The sequence below is a fragment of the Pseudomonas sp. H3_E04 genome (genome assembly GCF_054668915.1).
The window spans coordinates 3246697-3271621 of record NZ_CP162797.1 but is presented as its reverse complement, the minus strand read 5'-3'; the positions used below and the strand labels follow the sequence as shown (position 1 = coordinate 3271621).

Annotated in this window: 23 protein-coding genes; 10 read left to right on the top strand and 13 right to left on the bottom strand. The window is 59.3% G+C overall.

Going from position 1 to position 24925, the window contains the following annotated elements:
• Positions 1-171: 171 nt before the first annotated feature.
• Genes AB4N53_RS14640 through AB4N53_RS14625 form a run of 4 tightly spaced genes read right to left on the bottom strand, consistent with a single transcriptional unit; the run spans position 172 to position 6481 of the window.
• A complete protein-coding gene (locus AB4N53_RS14640) occupies positions 172-1536 on the bottom strand; it encodes a heavy metal sensor histidine kinase (protein ID WP_460121335.1) in 1365 nt (454 codons plus the stop codon).
• Positions 1526-2203 carry a heavy metal response regulator transcription factor gene (locus AB4N53_RS14635; protein WP_016773287.1) on the bottom strand — a complete coding sequence of 226 codons (678 nt, stop codon included), beginning with the start codon at positions 2201-2203 and terminating at the stop codon, positions 1526-1528. The genes AB4N53_RS14640 and AB4N53_RS14635 overlap by 11 nt, the downstream gene beginning before the upstream one ends.
• Before the next feature lie 7 nt (positions 2204-2210).
• Positions 2211-5324, bottom strand: a complete 3114-nt coding sequence (locus tag AB4N53_RS14630; protein WP_150741848.1) for a multidrug efflux RND transporter permease subunit — start codon at positions 5322-5324, stop codon at positions 2211-2213.
• On the bottom strand, positions 5321-6481 hold the full coding sequence (locus AB4N53_RS14625) for an efflux RND transporter periplasmic adaptor subunit (protein ID WP_460094758.1): 1161 nt from the start codon (positions 6479-6481) through the stop codon (positions 5321-5323). Before AB4N53_RS14625 ends, AB4N53_RS14630 begins: the two co-directional genes overlap by 4 nt.
• A 407-nt stretch (positions 6482-6888) precedes the next feature.
• On the opposite strand from AB4N53_RS14625, the gene AB4N53_RS14620 reads away from it, so the two are divergent.
• On the top strand, positions 6889-7128 hold the full coding sequence (locus tag AB4N53_RS14620) for a hypothetical protein (protein WP_039761398.1): 240 nt from the start codon (positions 6889-6891) through the stop codon (positions 7126-7128).
• Positions 7129-7263: 135 nt separating this feature from the next.
• Here the strand turns inward: AB4N53_RS14620 and AB4N53_RS14615 are convergent, their stop codons facing one another.
• The 5 genes from AB4N53_RS14615 to norR form a co-directional block, all read right to left on the bottom strand.
• Entirely contained in the window at positions 7264-8013 is a 750-nt protein-coding gene (locus tag AB4N53_RS14615; RefSeq protein ID WP_460121332.1) for a YkgJ family cysteine cluster protein, read from the bottom strand.
• Positions 8014-8096: 83 nt separating this feature from the next.
• Positions 8097-8423, bottom strand: coding sequence for a hypothetical protein (locus tag AB4N53_RS14610; protein WP_460121330.1), 327 nt, complete (start codon positions 8421-8423; stop codon positions 8097-8099).
• Positions 8424-8579: 156 nt separating this feature from the next.
• Positions 8580-9062, bottom strand: a complete 483-nt coding sequence (locus AB4N53_RS14605) for a GNAT family N-acetyltransferase (protein ID WP_460121328.1) — start codon at positions 9060-9062, stop codon at positions 8580-8582.
• Between the two features lie 3 nt (positions 9063-9065).
• Positions 9066-9968, bottom strand: a complete 903-nt coding sequence (locus AB4N53_RS14600) for a chemotaxis protein CheV (RefSeq protein ID WP_016773296.1) — start codon at positions 9966-9968, stop codon at positions 9066-9068.
• A 96-nt stretch (positions 9969-10064) separates the two neighbouring features.
• Positions 10065-11627, bottom strand: coding sequence for a nitric oxide reductase transcriptional regulator NorR (norR, locus tag AB4N53_RS14595; protein WP_460121326.1), 1563 nt, complete (start codon positions 11625-11627; stop codon positions 10065-10067).
• A gap of 165 nt (positions 11628-11792) precedes the next feature.
• Here norR and hmpA point away from each other — a divergent pair, with 165 nt between their 5' ends.
• The 7 genes from hmpA to cyoE all read left to right on the top strand — a co-directional run bounded on the left by hmpA (position 11793) and on the right by cyoE (position 19369).
• Positions 11793-12974 carry an NO-inducible flavohemoprotein gene (gene hmpA, locus AB4N53_RS14590; RefSeq protein ID WP_460121324.1) on the top strand — a complete coding sequence of 394 codons (1182 nt, stop codon included), beginning with the start codon at positions 11793-11795 and terminating at the stop codon, positions 12972-12974.
• Between the two features lie 222 nt (positions 12975-13196).
• A complete protein-coding gene (locus tag AB4N53_RS14585; RefSeq protein WP_460121322.1) occupies positions 13197-13706 on the top strand; it encodes a disulfide bond formation protein B in 510 nt (169 codons plus the stop codon).
• Positions 13707-14533: 827 nt separating this feature from the next.
• Positions 14534-15475, top strand: coding sequence for a ubiquinol oxidase subunit II (gene cyoA / locus AB4N53_RS14580; protein WP_024014231.1), 942 nt, complete (start codon positions 14534-14536; stop codon positions 15473-15475).
• 3 nt (positions 15476-15478) lie between these two features.
• Complete coding sequence (gene cyoB / locus AB4N53_RS14575; RefSeq protein ID WP_041479948.1) at positions 15479-17509, top strand: cytochrome o ubiquinol oxidase subunit I; 2031 nt, start codon at positions 15479-15481, stop codon at positions 17507-17509.
• 3 nt (positions 17510-17512) lie between these two features.
• Positions 17513-18136, top strand: a complete 624-nt coding sequence (gene cyoC, locus AB4N53_RS14570) for a cytochrome o ubiquinol oxidase subunit III (protein ID WP_101161990.1) — start codon at positions 17513-17515, stop codon at positions 18134-18136.
• Positions 18136-18471: a cytochrome o ubiquinol oxidase subunit IV gene (gene cyoD, locus AB4N53_RS14565; protein ID WP_011335842.1), complete on the top strand. Its 336-nt coding sequence runs from the start codon at positions 18136-18138 to the stop codon at positions 18469-18471. Before cyoC ends, cyoD begins: the two co-directional genes overlap by 1 nt.
• A 10-nt stretch (positions 18472-18481) precedes the next feature.
• Entirely contained in the window at positions 18482-19369 is an 888-nt protein-coding gene (gene cyoE / locus AB4N53_RS14560) for a heme o synthase (protein ID WP_016773305.1), read from the top strand.
• Positions 19370-19514: 145 nt separating this feature from the next.
• Here cyoE and AB4N53_RS14555 read toward each other — a convergent pair whose 3' ends face one another.
• Positions 19515-20699 carry an AAA family ATPase gene (locus tag AB4N53_RS14555; protein ID WP_460121318.1) on the bottom strand — a complete coding sequence of 395 codons (1185 nt, stop codon included), beginning with the start codon at positions 20697-20699 and terminating at the stop codon, positions 19515-19517.
• A gap of 342 nt (positions 20700-21041) precedes the next feature.
• On the opposite strand from AB4N53_RS14555, the gene AB4N53_RS14550 reads away from it, so the two are divergent.
• Entirely contained in the window at positions 21042-21533 is a 492-nt protein-coding gene (locus AB4N53_RS14550) for a RidA family protein (RefSeq protein WP_341638846.1), read from the top strand.
• Positions 21534-21606: 73 nt separating this feature from the next.
• On the opposite strand, the gene AB4N53_RS14545 is transcribed toward AB4N53_RS14550, so the two are convergent.
• Positions 21607-22308, bottom strand: coding sequence for a hypothetical protein (locus tag AB4N53_RS14545; protein ID WP_460121316.1), 702 nt, complete (start codon positions 22306-22308; stop codon positions 21607-21609).
• Positions 22309-22442: 134 nt separating this feature from the next.
• A complete protein-coding gene (locus tag AB4N53_RS14540) occupies positions 22443-23372 on the bottom strand; it encodes a LysR family transcriptional regulator (RefSeq protein ID WP_460121314.1) in 930 nt (309 codons plus the stop codon).
• A gap of 102 nt (positions 23373-23474) precedes the next feature.
• On the opposite strand from AB4N53_RS14540, the gene AB4N53_RS14535 reads away from it, so the two are divergent.
• Entirely contained in the window at positions 23475-24656 is a 1182-nt protein-coding gene (locus AB4N53_RS14535; protein WP_460121312.1) for an acetylornithine/succinylornithine family transaminase, read from the top strand.
• Here the strand turns inward: AB4N53_RS14535 and AB4N53_RS14530 are convergent.
• Entirely contained in the window at positions 24639-24800 is a 162-nt protein-coding gene (locus AB4N53_RS14530; protein ID WP_460145136.1) for a type II toxin-antitoxin system Phd/YefM family antitoxin, read from the bottom strand. The genes AB4N53_RS14535 and AB4N53_RS14530 overlap by 18 nt on opposite strands.
• Between the last annotated feature and the right edge of the window lie 125 nt (positions 24801-24925).

The window sequence follows — 24925 nt, the reverse complement described above, 5'->3', positions numbered from 1 at the left end:
CCCGGTCTGTGCGTGATGGTGGCCTGTGGCGAGGGGATTTATCCCCGTTGGGCTGCGAAGCGGCCCCAAGAATTCCAGCCTCAAAGATTCTTAGAGCTTGTGCACAGGATTTGCGACTGCTGCGCAGCCGAGCGGGGATAAATCCCCTCGCCACAGGGCTTGGCTGAGCATTCAGACCGGGAGATGGATGCCAAAGGTGTTCATGCCCCGATCACTGCGCACAAACACATCCCCGCCATGCATCAGCGCAATCGCCTTGACGATCGCCAGCCCCAGGCCGTGGTTATTGCCGCTGTTGCTGCGCGAAGCATCGACCCGATAAAACCGTTCGAACAACCTCGGCAGATGCTCGCTGGCAATCGGCGACCCGGGATTGGCTACGCCAATGCTCACCTGGTGTTCTTCAACCTCGATGCGCACCTCGATCACCTGGCCCGGTTCGGTATGCTGCACAGCGTTGCTCAGCAAGTTGATCAACGCCCGACGCAGATGCGCGACCTCGATCTGCACTTGCGCATCGCCGCTGACCTGCACTTCAACCTGCGCGTCTTCAAGGATGAAATCCAGATAGTCCAGTGTCGTCGCCACCTCATCAGCCATTGACGTCGAGGTCAGTTTGGTCGCCTTGTTGCCTTGATCGGCGCTGGCCAGAAACAGCATGTCGTTGATGATCGAGCGCAGTCGCTCAAGCTCTTCGAGATTGGATTGCAGCACTTCGAAATAGTGTTCGGCGGAGCGCCCGCGAGTCAGTGCGACCTGGGTCTGGCCGATCAAGTTGGTCAGCGGCGAACGCAGTTCATGGGCGACGTCGGCGTTGAACGATTCCAGCCGCGAATAGGCCAGTTCAACCCGTTCCAGAGTTGAGTTGAACGATTCGACAAACTGCTCCAGTTCCGGCGGCAGCGGCGACAGACGCAAGCGCCCGGCGCGCAGTGGTGGTGCCAGACGCTGGGCTTCCTGCGACAGCTTGATCAGCGGTTTCAGACCAATGCGCGCCACCCAATAGCCCAGCGCCGAGGCCAGCAGCACCCCGACAATCGCCAGACTGATCAGGGCGATGAGCAAGTGATGCTGGGTCTGATGCAGCGTCTCGGTGTCGATGCCGATCATGAAGCGCAGCGGCGGGCGCTGGTCCTTGGCCGGGAACTGACTGACCAGCACTTTCAGCGGGTAGGGCTGATCGGGCAGTTGCAGATCATGCATGCCCAACGGGCCATTGATGGCGGCACGAATCTGCGGGGTGAGATTGCCGTATTCGTAGCGCGGATCACCGCTGCTGATCCAGAAGCTGATGCGCTTGTCTTCCTCACCGAGCAGTTTGAGCTTGTTGTTGATCTTCACCCAATGCTCCGGCGTGCCGTAACGGCCGACGGTGGATTCGAGCACGCTGTAACGCGCGTCCAGCTCGGCTTCGGGCAACAATCCCAAGCCCTTGTCGACCTGTTGATACAGCGCGCCGCCAATCAACAGAAACACCACCAGCGCCACCAGCGTGAACATGCCGCTGAGGCGCAAGGCAATCGAGTTACTGGACACCACGGCTCTCCAGCACATAACCCATGCCGCGAATGGTGTGCAGCAGTTTTTCGTTGAACGGCCCGTCGAGCTTGGCGCGCAGGCGTTTGATCGCGACTTCGACGACGTTGGCGTCACTGTCGAAATTGATGTCCCAGACCATTTCCGCGATGGCGGTTTTCGAAAGGATTTCGCCCTGGCGACGGGCCAGCACGCTGAGCAGGGAAAACTCTTTCGCGGTCAGATCCAGGCGCGTGCCGGCGCGGGTGGCCTTGCGGCTGATCAAATCGATCCACAGGTCGGCGATGGTCACTTGCACCGGTTCGTGGCCGCCGCTGCGCCGGGTCAGCGCTTGCAGGCGGGCGACCAGTTCGAGAAAGGAAAACGGTTTGCCGAGGTAATCGTCGGCGCCGTCGCGCAGGCCTTTGATGCGGTCTTCGACGCGCTCGCGGGCGGTGAGCATGATCACCGGGGTCTGCTTGCGCGCACGCAATGCGCGCAGTACGCCGAAGCCATCGAGCCCCGGCAACATGACGTCGAGGACGATCACGGCGTAGTCGCATTCCAGTGCCAGATGCAGGCCTTCGACGCCGTCGCGGGCAAGGTCCACGGTGTAGCCCTGTTCGGTCAGGCCACGGTGCAGATAGTCCGCGGTTTTTTCTTCGTCTTCGATAATCAGAACGCGCATGACCGCCTCAGTCTGTGGTCGCCAGTGCCGTTGCGGGCGTTGCGGCTGGTGGGTGTGAGTGCCGGTGAAACAGCCGCTCGAGCCATAAGTATATGACCGGCGTGGTGAACAGCGTCAGCATCTGGCTGACCAGCAAACCACCGACCACGGCAATGCCCAACGGCTGGCGCAGTTCGGCGCCGGTGCCGTAACCGAGCATCAGCGGCAACGCACCGAGCAGGGCGGCGAGGGTGGTCATGATGATCGGCCGGAACCGGGTGATGCACGCTTCGAAAATCGCCTCCTGCGGCGGCAGGCCACGCTGGCGCTGCGCCTCGAGCGCGAAGTCGATCATCAGGATGCCGTTCTTCTTGACGATACCGATCAGCAGCACCAGACCGATCAACGCCATGATCGAAAAGTCCTGGCCGCAGATCCACAGCATGATCACCGCACCCAAACCTGCAGCCGGCAGCGTCGAGATGATCGTCAGAGGGTGCACGAAGCTTTCATAAAGCACGCCGAGAATGATGTACACCGCCACCAGCGCCGCCAGAATCAGCCATGGCTGACTGGCCAGCGAACTCTGGAACGCCTGCGCCGCGCCCTGGAAATTGCCGCTGATCGCGGTGGGCATGCCGATCTCGGCCTTGGCCTGATTGAGCTGAATCACCGCATCGCCCAATGCCACGCCGGGGGCGAGGTTGAATGACATGTTGGCGGCGGGGAACATGCCGTCATGGGCAATCGACAGCGGGCCGATGGTCGGCGCGTCGAATCGGGCCAGAGCCGAGAGCGGCACCATTTCCCCACTGAGTGGTGAGCGCAGGTAAAAATAGTTGAGGCTTTCGGCCTTGCCGCGTTGTTTGGTATCCAGTTCCAGAATCACGTTGTACTGATTGACCTGAGTCTGGAATTCATTGATCTGCCGTTGGCCGAACGCATCGTACAGCGCCTCGTCGACATCGCTGGCGGTCAGGCCGAAACGCGCGGCGGCGCTGCGATCGATGCTGATGTGGGTGATGCTGCCGCCCAGTTGCAGATCGTTGGAAATGTCGCGAAACGCCGGGTTGCTGCGCAGTTTCTCGGTCAGGCGCTGGGTCCAGGTGGCGAGGGTCGCGCCGTCGTTGCTCTTGAGTACGTATTGGTACTGCGCACGGCTAGGGCCGGAGCTGAGGTTGATGTCCTGCCCTGCGCGCAAATACAGAACGATGCCGGGGACTTTCATCAGTTGCGGGCGGATGCGATCGATGAACTGGCTGGCGCTGACATCGCGATCGCCACGTTTTTTCAGGGCGATCCAGAAGCGCCCGTTGGCGATGGTCTGGTTGCTGCCGGAAACCCCGACGGAGTGCGAGAACGCCTGCACCGCCGGATCGGCTGCAACGATTTCGGCCATCGCCAAGTGTTTTTTCACCATGTCGCCGTAGGAAATATCCGCAGCGGCTTCGGTGGTGCCGAGGACGAACCCGGTGTCCTGCACCGGAAAGAAACCCTTGGGAATAAAGATGTAACCGGCAACAGCCAGCGCCAAAGATAAGCCGAACACACCAATCATCAATTTCTGATGATCGAGGGCGCGGCGCAGGCCTTTTTCGTACCAGCCGAGCAAGCGCTCGCTGAAACCCGGTTTGGCGCTGGCGTGATGCACCGGTTTGCGCATGTACAGCGCAGCAAGGGTTGGCGCCAGCGTCAGCGACACCACCACGGAAATCATGATGGTCGATGTCGCGGTCAGGGCGAATTCCTTGAACAGCCGCCCGACTACACCGCCCATGAACAGCAGCGGAATGAATGCCGCCACCAGCGAGAAACTGATCGAAACGACGGTGAAGCCAATCTCGCCGGCTCCCTTGATCGCCGCCTCGCGCATATCGTCACCGGCCTCGAGATGGCGATGAATGTTTTCCACCACCACGATCGCATCGTCCACAACGAAGCCGACCGCGACGACGATCGCCACCAGCGTCAGGTTGTTCAGGCTGAAGCCGAGGACGTACATCAGGGCGAAACTGGCGATCAGCGAGACACCGAGCACCGCCGAGACAATCAGCGTCGCCGATAACTGGCGCAGGAACAGCGCCATGACCGCGACCACCAGCAGGATCGCGATCAGCAAAGTGATTTCCACTTCATGCAGCGAGGCGCGAATGGTCTGCGTGCGGTCGATCAGGGTTTTCACCTGCACCGAGGCCGGCAGCATCGCTTCGAGGCCGGGCAGGGCGGCCTGAATGCGATCAACGGTCTCGACAATGTTGGCGCCGGGCTGGCGGAAAATCACCAGATTCACACCAGGTCGATCTCCGGCCCAGGCCTGCACGTAGGCATCTTCCGCACCGTTGACGACTTTGGCGACATCGCGCAGGTGAACCGGGGCGCCATCCTTGTAGGAAACGATGAGCTCGCTGTAGTCCTCGGGGTGGAACAACTGGTCGTTGGTCGACAGCGTGGAAATGCTCGACTCGCCGTACAGCGCACCTTTGGCCAGGTTGAGGCTGGTCTGCTGAATCGCCAGCCGAATGTCGGCCAGCGTCAGGCCAATCGCCGCGAGTTTGTCCGCCGAGGCCTGTACTCGGATCGCCGGGCGTTGCTGACCGGTGATGTTGATCTGGCCGACGCCGTCGATCTGGCTGATCTGACGCGAGAGCAGAGTTTCCACCAGGTCGCTGAGTTCGGTGCCGGGCATTTGCGTCGAGCTGACGCTGAGGATCAGCACCGGGCTATCGGCCGGGTTGACCTTTTTCCATGTGGGCAGCGTCGGCATGTCTTTGGGCAACTTGCCGGCGGCGGTATTGATCGCCGCCTGCACTTCCTGGGCGGCGGTGTCGATGCTTTTGTCGAGAGTGAACTGCAAGGTCAGCAGGGTTGAGCCCAGCGCGCTGCTCGAGGTCATCTGGGTCATGCCGGGGATGGCGCTGAATTGCACCTCCAGCGGCGTCGCCACCGAGGAAGCCATGGTGTCGGGGCTGGCGCCGGGCAACTGTGCAGAGACCTGGATCGTAGGAAATTCCGCTTCCGGCAGTGGCGCAATCGGCAAACGCGGAAAGGCAATTACGCCGACCAGTACCAGAGCGAACGTCAGCAAAATCGTCGCTACCGGGTGATCGATGCACCAGGTCGAGATGCCCTTGTGCGAGTTCATGGCTTGGGCTCCGCCTGCACCACTTGCGGCGGCTCGCTCATGATTTGCACGATCGCCCCGGGCTTGAGCCGCGACTGGCCGTCGGTCACCAGTACGTCACCGGCGTTGACGCCTTTGATGATGTCCTGACCGCTGCCCTGATAAACCATTTGCACCGGCACTGCCTCGACCTTGTCGTCCTTCACGCGGTAAACGAAGTGTTGTTCGAGGCCTCGCTGTACGACGGTGGGCGGAACCACCAGCGCGTCTTTATCCACAGCGGTCTGAATTTTCACCGTCACCAGCAAACCCGGCCAGAGCTTCTGGCTGGCATTGGCGAATTCGGCCTTGGCGCGGATGGTGCCGGTGTTAGCGTTGATCTGATTGTCGATCAGGGTCAGCTGACCTTCGCCGAGCAGATTGCCGGTTTCGCCATCAGTATCGGCTCCGATGTACGCCTTGACCGGGGTGCGTTGCGGGTCGCTGATCAGGCTCTGCAGGGTCGGCAGCATCTGCTGCGGCAGGGAGAACTCGACGGCGATCGGGTCGATCTGCGTGACGGTGAACAGGCCTTGGATGTCGGTCATGCGCAGGAAGTTGCCTTCATCGACCGTACGAATACCGACGCGCCCGGTGACCGGCGAGCGAATCTGCGTGTAGGACAGCTGCACCTGCGCCGCATCGATCGAGGCCTGATTGCCTTGTGCCGTGGCTTTGAGCTGGTTGACCAGCGCTTGCTGCTGGTCGAAGGTCTGCTTCGACACGCCGTCGTCGACGCTGAGCAGTTTGTAGCGCTTGAGATTGACCAGCGCTACCTGCAACTGCGCCTGGCTCTCGCCCAACTGCGCCCGGGCCTGGTCGAGGCTGGCGCGGATCGAGCGGTCGTCAATGGTCGCGAGCAGGTCGCCTGCTTTGACCCGTTGGCCTTCCTTGACCAGAATTTTCGTCAGAATGCCGTCGATCTGCGGACGCACCACCACGCTGTGCAGCGACAGCACCGAGCCGATGCCGCTGGTGTAACGCGGCACGTCTTTGGCGCTGACCGTTACGACGCGTACCGGGATGGCGGTCGGTGTAGCCAGTTTGGCCGGCGCCGGTTTCAGCGCGAACCACAGGCCGGCGGCTGCCAGCAGAATCAGGAGAGTGGCCAGCAGGATTTTGTTTTTCTGGATGGACATGCGCGGCGCCGAAGTCTGGAGTTTGGGCAGATTGACCAGTTATAAACCGCTCAGGCGGTCGGCAGGGTGACGGCTGGCTGTCAGGATTGTCAGTTTCGTTTGTATAGATGGGGAGTAGCAGTGTGCGGCGATGCTCTTGTGTTGGATTCGCCCCTCACCCCAGCCCTCTCCCCAAGGAGAGGGAGCCGATTTGTGGGCTTTTCGAACCTGAGTTCGACTCGGTATCCCATGTCGGCGAACCTCGAGTAAACACCTCGGTCTGTCCCCTCCCCAGGGCGAGGGTTAGGGTGAGGGGAAAACCGTTCAGCGCACGGTGCAAATCTTCAGATGCCGAGCCAGAGCGCACAGGTATACTGCGCGCCTTTGCGGCTCACTGATCGGGCCGACTTTTTGTTCCCGGAGCTTTTATGACTTCCCCGACCCAACCGCCGGTTGACGACGCTGTGAGCGACGTCCCGGCTGAAGTGGCTGACACCAGCGAAACCAAGGCCGAGATCCCGGCGTTCAAGTTCCCGTTCAAACCGGGCGAACTGGCCTCGGCGAAAGGCTCGAATCAGCCGTGGTACAAGAATGGCGCGAAGAATGGCCACACCAAGACCCCGGGCATGGCGCCGCCGGGCACGCGTCGGTCGATGGGCAAGCGCTGACATCGGAAAGTGATGGTGCTTGTGCTGGCCTCTTCGCGAGCAGGCTCGCTCCCACAGGTTTTGTGTTTGGCGCAGATCCAATGTGGGAGCGAGCCTGCTCGCGAAAGCGACATCCGCTACAGCACAAATATCAGATCAAGCCGCGCGCAATGAAATGAACGCATAAGTCTGCGCTGGTTCGGTCACTACCTGCCCACCCGCCGCCAGTACCTGTCCGGCGACATCATCGCCAGACAAATGAAACAGCCATTCACTGGCTTGCGCCGCCAGCGGTTGCGCGCTCACTTGGTCGATCACCTTCGCAAATGCATCCATGTTCGGCAAATACGCGGTAAACCCGTCACCCTTGAGCGCTGTGGTGCGAATCCCTAGCATTGCGCAGATTGCGTCCTTGAGCTTGATGTCATCCCGGTCCGCCTGACGCGAACGCTGGATCAGCTCAACCAGTTCCCGATCAACCAACTCACCCCCCACAATCAGCTCCGGCCCCTGTTCCCAGGATTCCGGCGGGCAATCCTTGGCAGCCGGGTTGAGCGGGATGTGCGGATTGATTTCCGCCGGGTAAATCCGGCAGACCAGCGGACGGCGCTCGTAGATCCGGCAGCGCTTGTCGTCGTCAAGATTCCGGCAGGGGCCGACGTTGTAAGCGGCGAAGGTGATCGCCACATGAGCATTGGTCGTGCCACTGCGGACCACCGCAGAACGGCGCTCGGCATGTTCACGTTGCTGCGCCGGCAGGCCCAGACCATTGCCGAGAAACGCCTCGACCAGCACGATCACCTGACCGCCATCGGCCGCCCACATACGGGCTTCGGCCAGCGTCAACGGGACATGGTGGTCGGTGCAGCACTTGCCGCAACCTACGCAGGAAAACCTCGTATTCATTGAGCGATCTTTCTTCAATCAGGGCGTGAAACGACGGCGGAAAACCATCGCACAGTACCGGATCGAAGCAAGGACTGCGCCACTCAGTGGGTTTTCGTGGCCGGGCGAATCGAATCCCACTCGGTGACGAACGAGGTTTTCGACTGTTTGTTGTACAGACACAGCTCGCTGCCTTGCTGGCCCTTCATGTGTTTTTGCGGGTATTGGCCTTGTAGCAGAACGGCGGTGTAACCGACGCGGTCATCGAATTGCGCGGGGGTGCCGACCGGTTTAACGTTTTTCAGACCGCTGGCCTTGGTGCAACTGGCGAGCACGGTTTTGTCGTACGCGGCCCAGGCGTCGGGGCTGGAGGCGTGGGCCTGGGAAGCCAGGGCGGTGAGGCTGAGCAAGCTTGCGGTGAGGATTCTCACGGTGGGCGTCCTTGGTTCTGGGTGGCCAAGGTTGGAGTCTGTCTAAAGAGATTTGTTGCCTGGGACACCGCAAAAAGATCGCACCCTTCGGCAGCTCCTACATGGATATGCGGTTTCCTGTAGGAGCTGCCGGAGGCTGCGATCTTTTGACTTTGATCAGTCCGGCACCAATTCCCGGCGGACCACATACATCCCGACACTCTCATACAAACGCCGCGCCGGCCGGTTGTCCTCCAGAACCTTCAAATCGACAAACCCCTCGCGCCGCTGTTGAAAGGCGCTGAAGGCATGCAGCAACAACGCCCGCCCAAGCCCCCGGCCCCGCATTCGCCGGTGTACCACCAGGTTCTTGATATACGCACTGGTCCAGCACTGCGCCACGCCGACCACGCCCTCGGAATCGAAGGCTACGAAACACAACGAGGGATCGTATTCAGGATTGCTGGCAAACCGCTGCTGCCATTCCTCGAGCGGCGGTACTCGACCGCCACCTTCCAGCTGTCCGAGCTGCATCAACTGATGCACTGCCGGTGCCAGTTCCTCGCGGTAGACGGACAGCTCGATCCCGGCCGGCCATTGCGCCTCCGGCACCGCTTCACTCAAGTCGCGCCGCAGCAGAAAGCAAAACGCTTCGGCCAAGATTCAGTGCCCGTTGGCCGCAACGTGCTTGGCCGCTTCGATCAGACGTTGGGTCAGTTCCGGCGAGGAAAACTTGGTCAACACCGCATTGGCACCGGCCAGCCGCGCCTTCTCGCTGTTCATCGCACTGTCGAGCGAGGTGTGCAGCAAGACGTACAAATGAGCGAAGTCCGGGGTCTCGCGCAGGGTGCGGGTGAAGGCGTAGCCGTCCATCTCGGACATTTCGATGTCGGAGACGATCAGGTTGATCTGCTGCGCCGTGCCCTGCAGATCGAGCAGACAGTCGATGGCTTCCTTGGCACTGCGCGCGGTGTGGCATTGCAGGCCGAGGTTGCGCAGGGTGTGCACCGATTGCTGCAGCGCCACCTGGCTGTCATCGACCACCAGAATGCGCGCGTTGCCGAGTACTTCGGCGTCTTCCATGGTCAGGTCGGTCGGCGCCATCTCGATCTGCGCCGGGGCGATGCTGTGGATGACTTTTTCGATGTCCAGCACCTGCACCAGCGTGCCGTCCACCGAGGTCACGCCGGTGATGTAGGCGCGTGAGCCGCCGGAGCCGAACGGTGGCGGCTTGATGTCGGTGGTCAGGCAATGAACGATCTTGCTCACCGCTTGCACATGCAGACCCTGCTTGGAACGGCTGACATCGGTGACGATCAGGCAGCCACCGTTGGGATCTTCCAGCGGCCGTTCGCCGATCGCGCGGCTGAGATCGATCACCGACAGCGATGCACCGCGCAGCGAGGCGATGCCTTTGACGTGCGGGTGCGACTCCGGCAGCTTGGTCAGCGGCGGGCAGGGGATGATTTCACTGACTTTCAGCAGGTTGATCGCCATCAGCTTGCCGCTGCGCAAGGTAAACAGCAGAAGCGAAAGTGAATCTGCGCGGGCTTTGGTGGAGGACATAAGAACCTTCTGTGGATGGGCGAGAGTGGAAATCGCCAGAAACCTTTGATGCCGGGTTATCGGCTTGAATGGGATGGGCTTTAGGCTATTGGCACTTCAGCTTTTCATCCCCAGGCGCTTGGCCATCCGCCCAAGATTCGCCCGGTCCACCGCCAACTCCCGAGCCGCACTCGCCCAGTTATTCTGATGACGCTCCAGCACTGCGCTGATCAACCGCCGCTGAAACTCGTCGGTGGCATTGCGCAAGTCACCACCGATCATCGGCATCACATTCGCCAGGTCTGCATTGGCAGGCGCAGCCACGTTATCCACAACCTCACGGGGCAAATCCAGATCGGCCGCGCTCAAACTCAAAATCTTCGGCCGCACCTTGCAATTACCCAGCGCCTTGAGCGCACTGCGCCCGATCAAATGCTCCAGCTCCCGGACATTGCCCGGCCAGGTGTAAGCGAGCAGCGCCTCCTGCGCATCACTGTTCAAGCGCAGGCTGTTCAAGCCCATGCGCGAGCGGTTCTGCTCGAGAAAGAAGCCGCTGAGCAACAACACATCACGCCCACGATCGCGCAGCGCCGGCACCCGCAGCGGATACACGCTCAAACGGTGATAGAAGTCGGCACGATAGCGACCGCTGCGCACTTCCTCGGCCAGATCGCGATTGGTCGCCGCAATCAGACGCACATCGACCTGATGCTCCTGGTCCGAGCCCAGGCGCTGCAACTGACCGCTCTGCAATACGCGCAACAACTTGGCCTGGACCGTCAGCGACAGCTCGCCGACTTCATCAAGGAACAGCGTGCCGCCATTGGCCAATTCAAACTTGCCGCGACGGTCGCTGGTGGCGCCGGTGAAGGCGCCGCGCACGTGGCCGAACAGTTCGCTTTCCACCAGCGTGTCGGGGAGGGCAGCGCAGTTGAGGCTGATGATCGGTTTGTCGGCGCGCGCGGAGGCAGCGTGGATGGCTTGGGCCACCAGCTCTTTGCCGACGCCGGTTTCGCCGGTGATAAGAACAGTCAGATCACTGCCGCCGACCAGATTGATTTCTTCCACCAGACGTTTGTGCGCTTTGCTCTGGCCGATCATTTCGCGGTTCTGCTGACCGCTGGCCTGACGGTAAACCTCGGCGCGCTGATGCTCGTCTTCGGCACGAGTGGCCAGCCGTTCGATGCGTTCGGCGGCGTTGACCGTGGCCGAGGCGAGGCTGGCGAAGGCTTGCAGGGCATCAAGTTCGATCGGCTCGAAACGTTCGGGGTCGAGCGCATCGAGGGTGATCAGCCCCCAGAGTTTTTCATCGACAAATAAAGGACAGCCGAGGCAGTCGTGAACTTCAAGATGATCGTCGAGACCATCGACCAATCCGTCATAAGGATCGGGCAAGTCGCTGTCGGCGGCAAAGCGCGTCGGCCCGGCGCCGGCCAGCAGGATTTCGAAACGCGGATGCTCGCTGACCTTGAAGCGCCGGCCGAGGGTATCGGTACTCAAGCCATCCACCGCCAGCGGTACCAATGATTCGCCATCCAGCCGCAACAACGCCGCAGCATCGCAGGGCAACAAGGCGCGCATGGCTTCGAGCAGCCGCCGATAGCGCTCCCCTTCGGGCAGTTCGCGGGACAGGTCGGCGACCAGAGGCAACAGAGCGGTAAGCAAGGATTTGGCGGACATGATTTTTTGTAGTCAAAGAGACAAGGTGTAGTCGCGATGACTATACGTCCATTTGTGTCGAAATGACTATGCAGATTTCAAGCTATTGAATCTAAAGGATTAATTTGTTGGCACGAAAGCTGATATCCCTAATGCAATCTTTCAAGAAAGCGCAGGAGTCACCTTATGCTTAGCGTCCAGGATCGTGCCATCGTCAAATCCACCGTGCCTCTGCTGGAAAGCGGCGGCGAGGCGTTGATCACACATTTCTACCGCATGATGCTTTCCGAATACCCGCAGGTGCGGCCACTGTTCAACCAGGCGCATCAGGCCAGTGGCGATCAGCCCCGTGCCTTGGCCAACGGCGTGCTGATGTACGCGCGGCACATCGATCAGCTCGACCAGTTGGGCGATCTGGTGGCGAAGATCATCAACAAACACGTCGCCCTGCAGATTCTGCCGGAACACTACCCGATCGTCGGCAGCTGCCTGCTGCGCGCCATTTCCGAAGTGCTCGGCGAAGAGATCGCCACGCCTGAGGTGATGAGTGCGTGGGGCGCTGCGTACGGGCAACTGGCCGACATCCTGATCGGCGCGGAAACCGCGATCTATGACCAGAAGGAACAAGCCGCCGGCGGCTGGCGCGGTGCGCGGGAATTCATCGTTGCGGCGAAAGTGCAGGAGAGCGCCGAAATCACCTCGTTCTATTTCGAACCGGCAGACAAAGGGCCAATACTTGCGGCCGAACCGGGTCAGTACATCGGCATGAAGCTGATCCTCGACGGCGAAGAAATCCGCCGCAACTATTCGCTGTCGGCACTGGCCAATAACGGTCAGTACCGCATCAGCGTCAAGCGTGAACCGAATGGTCGCGCGTCCAACTATCTGCATGATCAACTGCACGTCGGCTCGAGCATTCAGCTGTTCCCGCCGTCGGGCGAATTCACCCTGGCGGCCAGCGACAAGCCGCTGGTGCTGATCAGTGGCGGCGTCGGCATCACCCCGACGCTGGCGATGCTGGAAGCCGCGCTGGCGACCGAACGTCCGGTGCACTTTATCCACTGCGCGCGCAATGGCAGCGTCCATGCGTTCCGTGACTGGGTCGATGGGCTGGCGGCGCGTCATCCGCAACTCAAGCGCTTCTATTGCTACGCCGAAGAAGACGGCGTGAGCCCAGCGGCGGACAGGGTCGGTATGCTCAGCGAAGAATTGCTCGGCGAGTGGCTGCCGGCGCAGCGTGACGTCGATGCGTATTTCCTCGGGCCGAAAGGGTTCATGGGCGCGATCAAGCGGCACCTGAAAGCGTTGGGCGTACCGGAGAAACAGAGCCGCTACGAATTCTTCGGGCCGGCTTCTGCTCTGGAATGATCTGAGACCGAGTCGCTTTCATCGCGGGCAAGCCCGCTCCCACAGGACTTGTGTCCGACGCAGATCCATTGTGGGAGCGAGCCTGCTCGCGAATCTTCTGCGCGCCGCAAAGCTTTGTTGGTTAATCATTCCTTAACCGCTCTATCGTTTATTGCCCCGGTGTAGACTTGCGACAATTTCAGTCGCCGGCCGGCTGGACCATGGACTTACAAGGGAAAGGCAATGAGCGAGGAAACGATGCGGTTGGGACGTGAGCGGCGCTATCTGGTGCTGCTGGGGATCATCTGCCTGGCGTTGATCGGCGGTGCGTTGTACATGCAGGTCGTATTGGGCGAGGCACCGTGCCCGCTGTGCATCCTGCAGCGCTATGCACTGTTGCTGATTGCACTGTTCGCCTTCATCGGTGCGGGCATGCGCAGCCGTCGCAGCATCACCGTGTTCGAGACACTGGTGGTGATCTGTGCGCTCGCCGGGGTCGCGGTGGCCGGGCACCACGTCTATACGCAGTTCTATCCGGCGGTGAGTTGTGGCGTCGATGTGCTGCAGCCGATTGTCGATGATCTGCCGCTGGCGAAGATTTTCCCGCTGGGCTTCCAGGTGGACGGTTTCTGCTCGACGCCGTATCCGCCGATCCTCGGTCTGTCGCTGGCGCAATGGGCGCTGGTGGCGTTCGTGCTGGTGGTCATTCTGGTGCCTCTGTTGACTTCGCGTAATCGAAAAGCGCTGCACTGAGTCAACTTCTCGGCAGACCTGCCGATAAACAAAACGCCCCGATTTTCGTTGCTGAAAATCGGGGCGTTTTGCATTTCAGGGCATTTGTGAAAACACCGTGACGAACGGCAATGAAGTGTGCGGCAAGTGTGCGACATGTTGTCACACGCGGGCTGTCGCAGAGGCTGGCGAAGCGGCGGATTGGTCGCCTGTTACATAAAAACATTGGCCAGTTTAAACGTTTTCGGGCTTCAGAACGGATGTGCCAGATCAGGCAGTTTTAACAGGTGTCGGCAATTGGCCGAAGCCCTTGGAACATCGGGCTTTGCGCCGAGCAGGCGGCTGTACAGGGCTTGCAGAGCTGTCTGATTTGAGGCGGTTACACCTGCAGATTTTGCCGGTTTTGTTGAGAAGCGCTTTCGATAACCTGCGCAACTTTTGCAAAAATGGCGATGGATTGTTGCTCTGAGTGATAAAAATTATTTCGGGATAAGACATGGTGTATAGGGCGCTACCTATCTACAATCGCCCGCACTGAATTCCCGGCGCTGTTCAGCCTTTATCAAGGAACTGATCAGGAGGTCGGGTGTCGAGCGAGCCGCGAGGCTTTCGAGACACCCTGGTGTCGGTGCCTTTCCAATTTTCCGCACCAAATGGAATTGGTCTGTAACAAGGCCTTTGACCACGAATTCGAATAAGAACTGAACGCTGTCCCAAGGTTTTGTCGAGCGTGTAACGCGCGACGGGCGGCCCTTATTCAATCCAAAGAAAATGCCAACCCTTGGCAGGGTGAAGTGTTGGCGATCAAAACCCAACTGCATTGCGCAAGCTGCTTTAGAGGTCGTGAGATGAGTAAAAACAGGTACCCCAGATTACTAGGCCTAGTGCCGCTGCTCGGCACGTTGTTGCTGGGAGGCTGCAACATGACCTTGCTCAATCCAACGGGCCAGGTCGGCCTGGAACAGCGCAACCTGATCATCACCGCCACGCTGCTGATGTTGTTGGTCGTCGTGCCGGTCATCGTCATGACCTTCCTGTTTGCCTGGAAGTACCGCGCTTCGAACAAGAACGCCGTCTACACGCCGAAGTGGTCGCACTCGACCAAGATCGAAGTGGCCGTATGGACCATCCCGGTGCTGATCATCATCGCCCTGGGCTACATCACTTACATCTCGACTCACGAGCTGGACCCGTATCGTCCGATCGAGTCTGACGTCAAGCCGGTGACCATCGAAGTCGTCGCGCTGGACTGGAAGTGGTTGTTCATCTACCCGGAACAAGGCATTGCCACGGTCAACAAGATCGTGTTCCCGGCGCACACGCCAATCAACTTCAAGATCACCTCCGATGCCGTGATGAACTCGTTCTTCATCCCGGGCCTGGGCGGTCAGATCTACGCGATGGCGGGCATGCAGACCAAGCTGCACCTGATCGCCGACCGCAACGCTGAAATGGACGGTATCTCCGCCAACTACAGCGGCGCCGGTTTCACCGGTATGAAATTCAAGGCTATCTCCACCACTCAGGAAGATTTCGACGCCTGGGTAAGTGAAGTCAAGAAGTCGCCTAAACAGCTTGATCAGGCTGAATACGCGGCCCTGGCCAAACCGAGCCAGAACAACCCAGTCGAACTCTACTCGTCGGTCACGCCGAACCAGTTCCAGATCATCGTCGACAAGTACGAAGGTATGAAGCCGGGCAAGCCGCTGAAGCACGAGAAGAAAGAGAAAGAAGTGGCGGCCACGGATATTGACGCGGGTTCGCATTCAGCTGCCGGGGCAGAGGAGTAAACGATGTTTGGTAAATTAAGTTGGGAAGCAGTCCCATTCCACGAGCCGATCGTGATGGTGACCATCGCCATGATCGCCCTCGGTGGTCTGGCGCTGTTCGCTGCGATCACTTACTTCAAGAAGTGGACGTACCTGTGGACCGAGTGGCTGACTTCGGTCGACCACAAGAAAATCGGCGTGATGTACATCATCGTCGCCATGGTCATGCTGCTGCGCGGCTTTGCCGACGCGATCATGATGCGTACCCAGCTGGCCATGGCCACCGAGGGTTCGCCTGGCTACCTGCCACCTGAACACTATGACCAGATCTTCACCGCTCACGGTGTGATCATGATCATCTTCATGGCGATGCCATTCTTCACCGGCCTGATGAACCTTGCAGTGCCGCTGCAGATCGGCGCGCGTGACGTTGCGTTCCCGTTCCTGAACTCCCTGAGCTTCTGGCTGCTGGTGTCCGGCGTTGTGCTGATCAACCTGTCGCTGGGTGTCGGCGAGTTCGCCAAGACCGGTTGGGTTGCGTATCCGCCGCTGTCGGGTCTGCAATACAGTCCTGGCGTGGGTATGGATTACTACATCTGGGCGCTGCAGCTATCTGGATTGGGTACGACGTTAACCGGGGTCAACTTCCTCGCGACCGTACTGAAAATGCGTACCCCTGGCATGAAACTGATGGACATGCCGATCTTCACCTGGACCTGCACCTGGGCAAACGTTCTGATCGTGGCTTCGTTCCCGATCCTGACCGCTACCCTGGCACTGCTGACCCTTGACCGTTACATGGATTTCCACATTTTCACCAATGAACTTGGTGGCAATCCGATGATGTACGTCAACCTGTTCTGGGCGTGGGGCCACCCTGAGGTTTACATCCTGATCCTGCCGGCATTCGGCATCTTCTCGGAAGTGATCTCGGCGTTCACCGGCAAGAAACTGTTCGGCCACCACTCGATGATCTACGCTTCGGGCGCGATCTCGGTACTGGGCTTCATGGTCTGGCTGCACCACTTCTTCACCATGGGTTCGGGTGCAAGCGTCAACGCCTTCTTCGGTCTGGCGACGATGCTGATTTCCATCCCGACGGGTGTGAAGCTGTTCAACTGGCTGTTCACCATTTACCAGGGCCGTCTGCGCTTCACCAGCCAGGTAATGTGGACTCTGGGCTTCATGGTGACCTTCGCCATCGGCGGCATGACCGGCGTACTGCTGGCCATCCCGGGTGCTGACTTCGTGCTGCACAACAGCCTGTTCGTGATCGCGCACTTCCACAACGTGATCATCGGCGGTGCGGTATTCGGTTACATCGCTGGCTTCGCGTTCTACTTCCCGAAAGCGTTCGGCTTCAAGCTGCACGAAGGCTGGGGTAAAGCAGCGTTCTGGTTCTGGATCTCGGGCTTCTTCGTCGCGTTCATGCCGCTCTATGCACTGGGCTTCATGGGCATGACCCGTCGTCTGAACGCCACCACCAACCCTGAGTGGGTACCGTACCTGTACGTTGCCATGTTCGGTGCGGTGATGATCGCTGTCGGTATCGCCTGCCAACTGATCCAGCTGTACGTCAGTGTGCGTGACCGCAACAAGCCAGAGAACGTTTGCGATCACGGTGACCCGTGGAATGCACACACCCTGGAATGGTCGACCTCGTCGCCACCACCGTTCTACAACTTCGCTGTGCTGCCTAAGGCTGACTGCATCGACCCGTTCACCGAAGCCAAGGAAAACGGTACTGCGTACCAGCGTCCGGCCAAGTACGAGCCGATCCACATGCCGAACAACACCGCCACTGGCGTGGTGATGGGCGCGCTGTTGACCGTCTTCGGTTTCGCGATGATCTGGCACATCTGGTGGCTGGCGATCGCGAGCCTGGTGGGCACCGTCGTTTACTTCGTGATCCACGCTGCACGTGACGACCAGGGCTATATGGTTCCGGTTGAAACGATCGAGCGTATCGAAGCCGAGCAGCACAAGCGTCTGGTCGCGGCAGGGAAAATCCCGGCCAATGCCACCCGTGTTGAAACCTCGTTGGAACAGGCTTAAACCATGTCGAACTTAGTGACCAATGTTGGACACGCCCATGGTGACCATGGGCACGATGACCATCACCACGACTCGGGCGAGATGACCGTATACGGTTTCTGGCTCTACCTGATGACCGACTGCATTCTGTTTGCGTCGATCTTCGCGGTGTACGCAGTACTGGTAAACAACGTTGCCGGTGGCCCGTCGGGCCACGACATCTTCGAACTGCCATACGTGCTGGGCGAAACCGCTCTGCTGCTGTTCAGTTCGATCACCTACGGCTTCGCCATGCTGGCGTTGTACAAGGGCAAGAAGCAGGCGGTCCTGGGCTGGTTGTTCATGACCTTCCTGCTCGGCGCGGGCTTCATCGCCATGGAGATCAACGAGTTCCACCTGCTGATCTCCGAGGGCTTCGGTCCTAGCCGTTCGGGCTTCCTGTCGGCGTTCTTCACCCTGGTCGGTACCCACGGTCTGCACGTTTCGGCCGGTCTGATCTGGATGGGCGTCATGATGTATCAGGTCAACAAGCATGGCCTGACGTCGACCAACAAGACTCGTCTGAGCTGCCTGAGCCTGTTCTGGCACTTCCTGGACGTGGTCTGGATCTGCGTCTTCACCGTTGTTTACCTGATGGGGACTCTGTAATGGCTAATGCACACTCCCATGACAGCCACGATGCTGGCCACGGCAGCGTCAAGTCGTACGCCATCGGCTTCATCCTGTCGGTAATCCTGACCGTCATTCCGTTCGGTCTGGTGATGTACCCGACCCTGCCGAAGTCGACGACGCTGGCAATCGTTCTGCTGTTCGCCGTGATTCAGGTGATCGTTCACCTGTATTACTTCCTGCACCTGGACCGTTCCATTGCACAGCGTAACAACGTGATCGCATTCGTCTTTACGGCGATCGTGATCGTGCTGCTGGTTGGCCTGTCGCTGTGGATCATGTTCAGCATCCACACGTACATGATGGCGAAGTGAGGTAGACCCGATGTCGCTCAAGCACTTTATCCAAATCACCAAACCGGGGATCATTTTCGGTAACGTGCTTTCTGTGGCAGGCGGGTTCTTCCTGGCCTCGAAAGGGCATGTCGATCTGGCGGTGTTTCTGGCCGCCATGATCGGTACTTCCCTGGTCGTGGCCTCCGGTTGCGTGTTCAACAACTGCATCGACCGCGACATCGACCTGAAGATGGAACGCACCAAGAACCGTGTGCTGGTCCAGGGTCTCATCTCCCTGAAACTGGCCTTGGTTTACGCGACCATTCTGGGTGTTCTCGGCGTTGCCTTGTTGTACAAAGTGGCCAACCCGTTGGCTGCCTTGTTCGCAGTAATCGGCTTCATCATCTACGTCGGCTTCTACAGCCTGTACCTCAAGCGCAAGTCGGTTCACGGCACGCTGGTGGGCAGTCTGTCGGGCGCCATGCCGCCAGTGATCGGTTACGTTGCCGTGACCAACAGCTTCGACATGGCCGCACTGACCCTGCTGGTGATGTTCAGCCTGTGGCAGATGCCGCATTCCTACGCCATCGCGATTTTCCGTTTCAATGATTACCTGGCCGCATCGATTCCGGTGCTGCCAGTGAAACGCGGCATTCAAGTGGCGAAGAAGCACATCCTGCTCTACATCCTGGCGTTCCTCGTGGCGACCTTGATGCTGACCTTCAGCGGCTACGCCGGCATGAGCTACCTCGCCGTCGCCGCCGCCATGGGCATGTACTGGCTGTACATGGCCTGGACCGGCTACAAGGCAGTCGATGACACCGTCTGGGCACGCAAGCTGTTCGTGTTCTCGATCTTCACCATCACTGCGTTGAGCGTCATGATGTCCCTGGACTTCAAGGTGCCGACAGAGCTGTTGCTGACGTACGCGCCGTAAGGTTTGCAAGCTTCAGGAAAAACCCCGCACATTGAGAGATGTGCGGGGTTTTTTGTTGGTTGGCCTGGAGTGTGCCGATTTGCCTGCTCCCCGGGCCCAACAGCTTGTGGCGGCGGCTTGATGGGTGTGTGAGCTAATGCGACGTCTAAGCAAGTGGTGAGGCAGTCACACGCCTCATGAATTCATCGAACAGCGGAACGGTAAATGCTATCAGTGCGTATTCCGGACTGTAGATCATGCCCTTTTTGATCAGGCTATCGCGTACGGGGCCCAGGCTCGTAGCGTTTCGCCCCAGCGCTTTAGCAACGTCAGCAGAGCGTTGCGGTCCTTCTCCCAGCTCGGCAAGGCAACGCATGTAGTCCCTTTCAGCCGGCGTGGTCCGATCAAAGCGGACCCTGAAAAAAGACTCGTCAAGTTTACGGATGCTTTCCTCTGTCGCTGCCTGCGCATCGGCCTCGGTTATGGTCTGTACTTTGGCAATGTTCCAAGCGGTATAGCCCCACTCCTGCAAAAAATAGGGATAGCCGTGGGTTTTTTCAAAAATCTCACGCAATGCATCGTCAGAGATACTGGCGCCTTCTTCTTCAACAGGATCACGTAAGGCTTTCCAGGCATCTATCTCTAAGAGAGCGCCCAGACGAGGAAATTCGAATAGTCGCTCCGCATAACTTTTGGCATCGCCTGCTTGCCCCGCCAGCTGCGGAAGACCCGCGCCAAAAAGAATCAGAGGGAGAGCTGCCTGATTGACTGCGTGGATGCCGCGAATAAGCGCGCCAAGCTCATCTTTTGAAAGATACTGTAATTCGTCAATCAGAATGGCGACTGGTATGCCTGCGTCCCTCGCGGCCTCCGCTGTTGCTATCAGAACGTCACGAAGATCATCTTCCAGATTGCCACTGTCGGCATAGCCAGCTTCGGAGTCTCCGCCCAGCGTAACTTCGGCCCCACCCGCCGCGATAGTGATATTGCCGATAAAGCTACGAAGTATGCGTATCCCTCTTTTGACCGTCTCGACCGTGTTCTGCACTCGGTCCAAACGCAACAGCACTCGGCGTAACACCGGAATCAGGAGCTGTTTCAACTCCGCACCGTCATGGGCCTCCTGCATTTCGGCGAGATAACCCAATGCCAAAGCTCGATCTTTGATCTGATTCAGAAGCACTGTTTTTCCGACACCGCGCAGGCCCAATATCATCAGGGATTTGGCGTGCTTGCCGCGCTTCGTGCGCGCCAATGCGGTGTCTGCCGTTTCCAGTACTTCTGATCGCCCTGCTAGTTCCGGCGGGGAAACTCCTGCTCCGGGATTGAAGGGGTTAGTATTCTTATCCACAGCTCGCTCTCATACGAAATTATTCATAGTTATAGTGAGATTTTTATATAACTGCAAATAAGTAGCTAAAGTTGCCCGGCAGAGGGCTGAATTGCTTGATTCGGTTCCCTCAAACTTTAGGTTCGCTGCCGGAACGAGACAATCGTAGCGAAGTGCCCGTCCTACTGATTTTTGGTGTGGTTGAAAGCTGAAGTACTGTGAAATCGGCCGCTGTAAAGGGTGGTTGCGCAGAGCAGGTAAAAGACCTAGATTTGGATCCAAATATGTCAGCGGTTTGTCCGCGATCCTGTTGCGGCCTTCAACTCGCTAGATAATTGGCTTAACTCAAAAAGGCTGGGCGCAATGACCGAACGGATGACCTGCGATGAGCGCTTTATCGCCCTGGCCGAAGAACTCAACTACGACATCTATGGCGAGAACACCGCCGGTGGCAATTACGCGCCGCTGATCCGTCATCACGACGAGCTCTACATCAGCGGCATGGTGCCGCGGGTCAATGGCAAGATCCTCTATCCCGGTCGCGTGGGGCTGGAATTGAACCTCAAGGATGCACAAGCAGCGGCGAGCATCAGCGCCATGCGTTGTCTGGCGCTGATCGTCGATGCGGTCGGTTCGCTGGACAAGATTCGCGCGTTGTTGCGGGTCACGGTGTATGTGAAGTCGACTGCTGACTTTGTCGACCTGAGCGAAGTGGCCAACGGCGCTTCGGACGTGTTCAGCCATGTGCTGGGCGATGCCGGACGGCATACGCGCACGACCATCGGCGTGTATCAGTTGCCGAAGAATGCGGCGGTTGAAGTGGACATGATTGCGGCTTTGCATCCTTCAGCTTGAGGTTATCCCCGCCTCAAACAAAAAGCCCCGCCTGATCGCTCAGTGCGGGGCTTTTTCACAAGCGCTTGGCAGCTTACTGCGCCGCGATGCTGTAACCATCAAACGCCGTCTGCTGCTGCAGCGCGGTGATGATGTTCTTGCGGTTCACCGCCTGTTCCGTACCGGCGTTATCGAAGAAGGTTTCGCTCTCCAGCTCGGCTTCATCGCCTTCACCCACAAAGGTGAAACCGAGGAATTCCAGCGCTTCACGGTCAACGCTCAGACGCGAACGCGGCGTGCGCATTGGCAGGGTTACGCTGGCGCCGTCCTTGCTGATGGTGAAGATTTCCACTTCTTTCTTTTTTGCGGCCTTGCTCTTGCCGCCGCTCGGGTTGCTGATCGCCTGATGGGTCTGATTCAGCACTTTAAGCGCCAGGCCATAAACGATTTCCTGAAACGCCGGATCGTCCTTGAAGCTGGACAGAATGCGCCCGATCGAGAACTTGCTGCTCAGGTCTTCCAGCGCGGCGATGTCCGCTGCCTCGGCGTCTTTCAGGCGCTTGAGTTCGCCCATCAGCTCGTACGCCTTGTCGTCATCAAAGCTGTCATGCGCCTGACGGATCGCCGCACGCAATTCGCGGATCTGGTCGCTTTCGCGGGTCGACTGGAACGCGTCGAGGATCATCTCGCTGATGATTTTGGCTTGGGGCAGGTGTTGTGAAAGATTGATGGAGTTTTCGTATTCCGCTTTGGACGACTGGGTGACTACGGATTCAGCGGTGTTGAAATCGGACATTGAAATTTCACTACTTTTTAACTTGAGTTGAGACGAGAAAGCACGAGGTCTTTTTCAGGCCGACTAATTTAGGGGAGCGGGGCGGCGTTGTCACGGAGCAACGGTCTGGTGGTCGGGATTTTTCCCGGCGTGCGTTATTTTCCGAGCATGGCGTCAGCGGGTTTCCCCCAAGTACGCATCGCAAACTCGACAAACCGTCTCAGCTTCGGCAATCGATAGCGATCCTGCGCATACAACAGATGCATCGGCCTGCTCGGCGGTTGGTAGTCCGTCATTACCCTGACCAGTTTGCCGTCGCGCAGATCCTGCTCCACCAGCGCGTCGGGCAGCATCATGATGCCCATGCCGTTGCGCGCCGCCTGGTGCAGACCGGCGGAGCTATTGATCAGCAGCGGGCCACTCACGTCGACGAGCACTTCGCCCTCAGGGCCGCTCAGACGCCAGCGTTTTTCCACCGATTGCCAGTCATCCCCAGCCGGGTAGGCGAACGACAGGCAGTCGTGTTGCTGCAAGTCCTGTGGCGTGTGCGGCATGCCGCGCCGCGCGATGTATTCGGGGGAGGCGCAGACCGTCAGGGTGTAGTCGATCAAAGGGCGGGCGATGAGGTTGGAAGACTCATCGAAACTGCCCAGCCGGAATGCGACGTCGAGGCCATTCTCCAGCAGGTCCGGGCGGCCGTTGGTCAGTACCACATCGAGTTTCACTTGCGGATACAGCAACGCGTATTCGCTGAGCGCCGGGGTCAGGCGTTCGACGCCGAAGGTCAGCGGCGCGGCAATACGCAGCAAGCCGCGTGGCTCGTCGAGGGCTTGTTCGGCAAGGCGTTCGGAGTCGGCGACCAGACCGAGCACGTCCAGGCAGCGCTGGTAATAGACGCTGCCGAACTCGGTGAGCCGCTGGCGGCGGGTGGTGCGCTGCAGCAATTGCACGCCGAGGCGTTGCTCCAGCGCACGCAGGTGATTGCCGACCATGGTCGTCGACATGTCGCACTGCAAAGCGGCTGCGGTCATGCTCCCGCCTTCGACCACTTTGACGTAAACGCCCATCGACTGAAACAAATCCATTATCAAGCTCGGCTTTTAAATGATTGAAGTTTTTCCGGGTTTATCCAGCTCAGGTGGCTAACCATACTGCAAAAACACCGACCTGCAATGGAGTTTCACGTCATGACCGCCGCCCTGATGAACACCTACCAACCCCTGGCCCTGAGTTTCACCAAGGGCCTGGGCACGCGCCTGTGGGATCAGGCGGGGCGCGAATATCTGGATGCCGTTGCCGGTGTGGCAGTGACCAACGTCGGCCACTCGCATCCGCGCATCGTCGCGGCGATCAGCGAGCAAGCGGGATTGCTGCTGCACACCTCCAACCTGTACAGCATCGACTGGCAGCAACAACTGGCCACACGCCTGACGGCGTTGTCGGGGATGCAGCGCGCGTTCTTCAACAACTCCGGCGCCGAAGCGAACGAGACGGCGCTGAAACTGGCGCGTCTGTACGGCTGGCGCAAAGGCATCGAGCAGCCGCTGGTGGTGGTCATGGCCAACGCGTTTCACGGCCGCACCCTCGGCACCCTGTCCGCCAGCGATGGCCCGGCAGTGCGCCTGGGCTTCAACGAACTGCCGGGAGATTTCGTCAAAGTGCCGTTCGGCGATCTCCCGGCGCTGGAGCAAATACAGCGCAAACACGGCGCGCGCATCGTGGCGATTCTGGTCGAACCGATCCAGGGCGAAAGCGGCGTACAAGTCGCACCGCCGGGTTATCTCAAGGCCCTGCGCGACCTGTGCAATCGCCACGCGTGGCTGCTGATGCTCGATGAAATCCAGACCGGCATCGGCCGCACCGGGCAGTGGTTCGCCTTTCAGCACGAAGGCATCGTGCCCGATGTCATGACCCTGGCCAAAGGCCTTGGCAATGGCGTGCCGATCGGCGCCTGCCTGGCCCGTGGCCGCGCGGCGGATCTGTTCACCCCGGGCAGCCATGGCAGCACCTTCGGCGGCAATCCGCTGGCCTGCCGGGTCGGCTGCACGGTGCTGGACATCATCGAAGAACAAGGCCTGCTGGCGAATGCGCGGGTGCAGGGCGCACGGTTACTGGAACGCTTGCGCGCCGAATTGGCAGACAACCCGAATGTGCTGGCAATCCGGGGGCAGGGCCTGATGATCGGTATCGAACTGAAACAACCGGTGCGCGACCTGACGCTGATCGCCGCGCGGGATCATGGCTTGTTGATCAACGTGACTCGTGGCAAGACCATCAGGTTGCTGCCGCCGCTGACGATTGATGAGCGCGAGGTGGGGATGATTGTCAGAGGGGTTGGGCGCGCGTTGTCGTCAGCCCCATCGTTGTAATCGCTGCTGCGGTGTGTCTGGTAAGTGCAGTGAGTTGGCCGTCCGCAAAAGTGACTCATAATCAGCCAGACCTATCATTACAACCGGTTCGGCACTGCGCTTGGTAATCAGCAACGGTTCGCGATCATCGGTCACTTGGTCCATCGATATGGCCAAGTGGGCTGTGGCTTTGCTGCAGGTGGTGGTTTGCATGATGTAGCCATGCGAGTGGTCGGTACACAGTGAGGTCGACTGTGATTGCGCCCAGTATCACTCAAGCACTTCGGAGA

Bases quoted from the DNA above. Each gene is read 5' to 3' on its own strand.
- cyoE (WP_016773305.1), top strand. From the start codon at position 18,482: ATGTCGCTCAAGCACTTTATCCAAATCACCAAACCGGGGATCATTTTC.
- AB4N53_RS14625 (WP_460094758.1), bottom strand. From the start codon at position 6,481: ATGTCCATCCAGAAAAACAAAATCCTGCTGGCCACTCTCCTGATTCTG.
- AB4N53_RS14600 (WP_016773296.1), bottom strand. From the start codon at position 9,968: ATGTCCTCCACCAAAGCCCGCGCAGATTCACTTTCGCTTCTGCTGTTT.
- AB4N53_RS14615 (WP_460121332.1), bottom strand. From the start codon at position 8,013: ATGAATACGAGGTTTTCCTGCGTAGGTTGCGGCAAGTGCTGCACCGAC.
- cyoA (WP_024014231.1), top strand. From the start codon at position 14,534: ATGAGTAAAAACAGGTACCCCAGATTACTAGGCCTAGTGCCGCTGCTC.
- AB4N53_RS14550 (WP_341638846.1), top strand. From the start codon at position 21,042: ATGACCGAACGGATGACCTGCGATGAGCGCTTTATCGCCCTGGCCGAA.
- norR (WP_460121326.1), bottom strand. From the start codon at position 11,627: ATGTCCGCCAAATCCTTGCTTACCGCTCTGTTGCCTCTGGTCGCCGAC.
- AB4N53_RS14540 (WP_460121314.1), bottom strand. From the start codon at position 23,372: ATGGATTTGTTTCAGTCGATGGGCGTTTACGTCAAAGTGGTCGAAGGC.
- cyoD (WP_011335842.1), top strand. From the start codon at position 18,136: ATGGCTAATGCACACTCCCATGACAGCCACGATGCTGGCCACGGCAGC.
- cyoC (WP_101161990.1), top strand. From the start codon at position 17,513: ATGTCGAACTTAGTGACCAATGTTGGACACGCCCATGGTGACCATGGG.
- cyoB (WP_041479948.1), top strand. From the start codon at position 15,479: ATGTTTGGTAAATTAAGTTGGGAAGCAGTCCCATTCCACGAGCCGATC.
- AB4N53_RS14585 (WP_460121322.1), top strand. From the start codon at position 13,197: ATGAGCGAGGAAACGATGCGGTTGGGACGTGAGCGGCGCTATCTGGTG.
- AB4N53_RS14530 (WP_460145136.1), bottom strand. From the start codon at position 24,800: ATGGACCAAGTGACCGATGATCGCGAACCGTTGCTGATTACCAAGCGC.
- AB4N53_RS14620 (WP_039761398.1), top strand. From the start codon at position 6,889: ATGACTTCCCCGACCCAACCGCCGGTTGACGACGCTGTGAGCGACGTC.
- AB4N53_RS14545 (WP_460121316.1), bottom strand. From the start codon at position 22,308: ATGTCCGATTTCAACACCGCTGAATCCGTAGTCACCCAGTCGTCCAAA.
- AB4N53_RS14630 (WP_150741848.1), bottom strand. From the start codon at position 5,324: ATGAACTCGCACAAGGGCATCTCGACCTGGTGCATCGATCACCCGGTA.
- AB4N53_RS14635 (WP_016773287.1), bottom strand. From the start codon at position 2,203: ATGCGCGTTCTGATTATCGAAGACGAAGAAAAAACCGCGGACTATCTG.
- AB4N53_RS14535 (WP_460121312.1), top strand. From the start codon at position 23,475: ATGACCGCCGCCCTGATGAACACCTACCAACCCCTGGCCCTGAGTTTC.
- hmpA (WP_460121324.1), top strand. From the start codon at position 11,793: ATGCTTAGCGTCCAGGATCGTGCCATCGTCAAATCCACCGTGCCTCTG.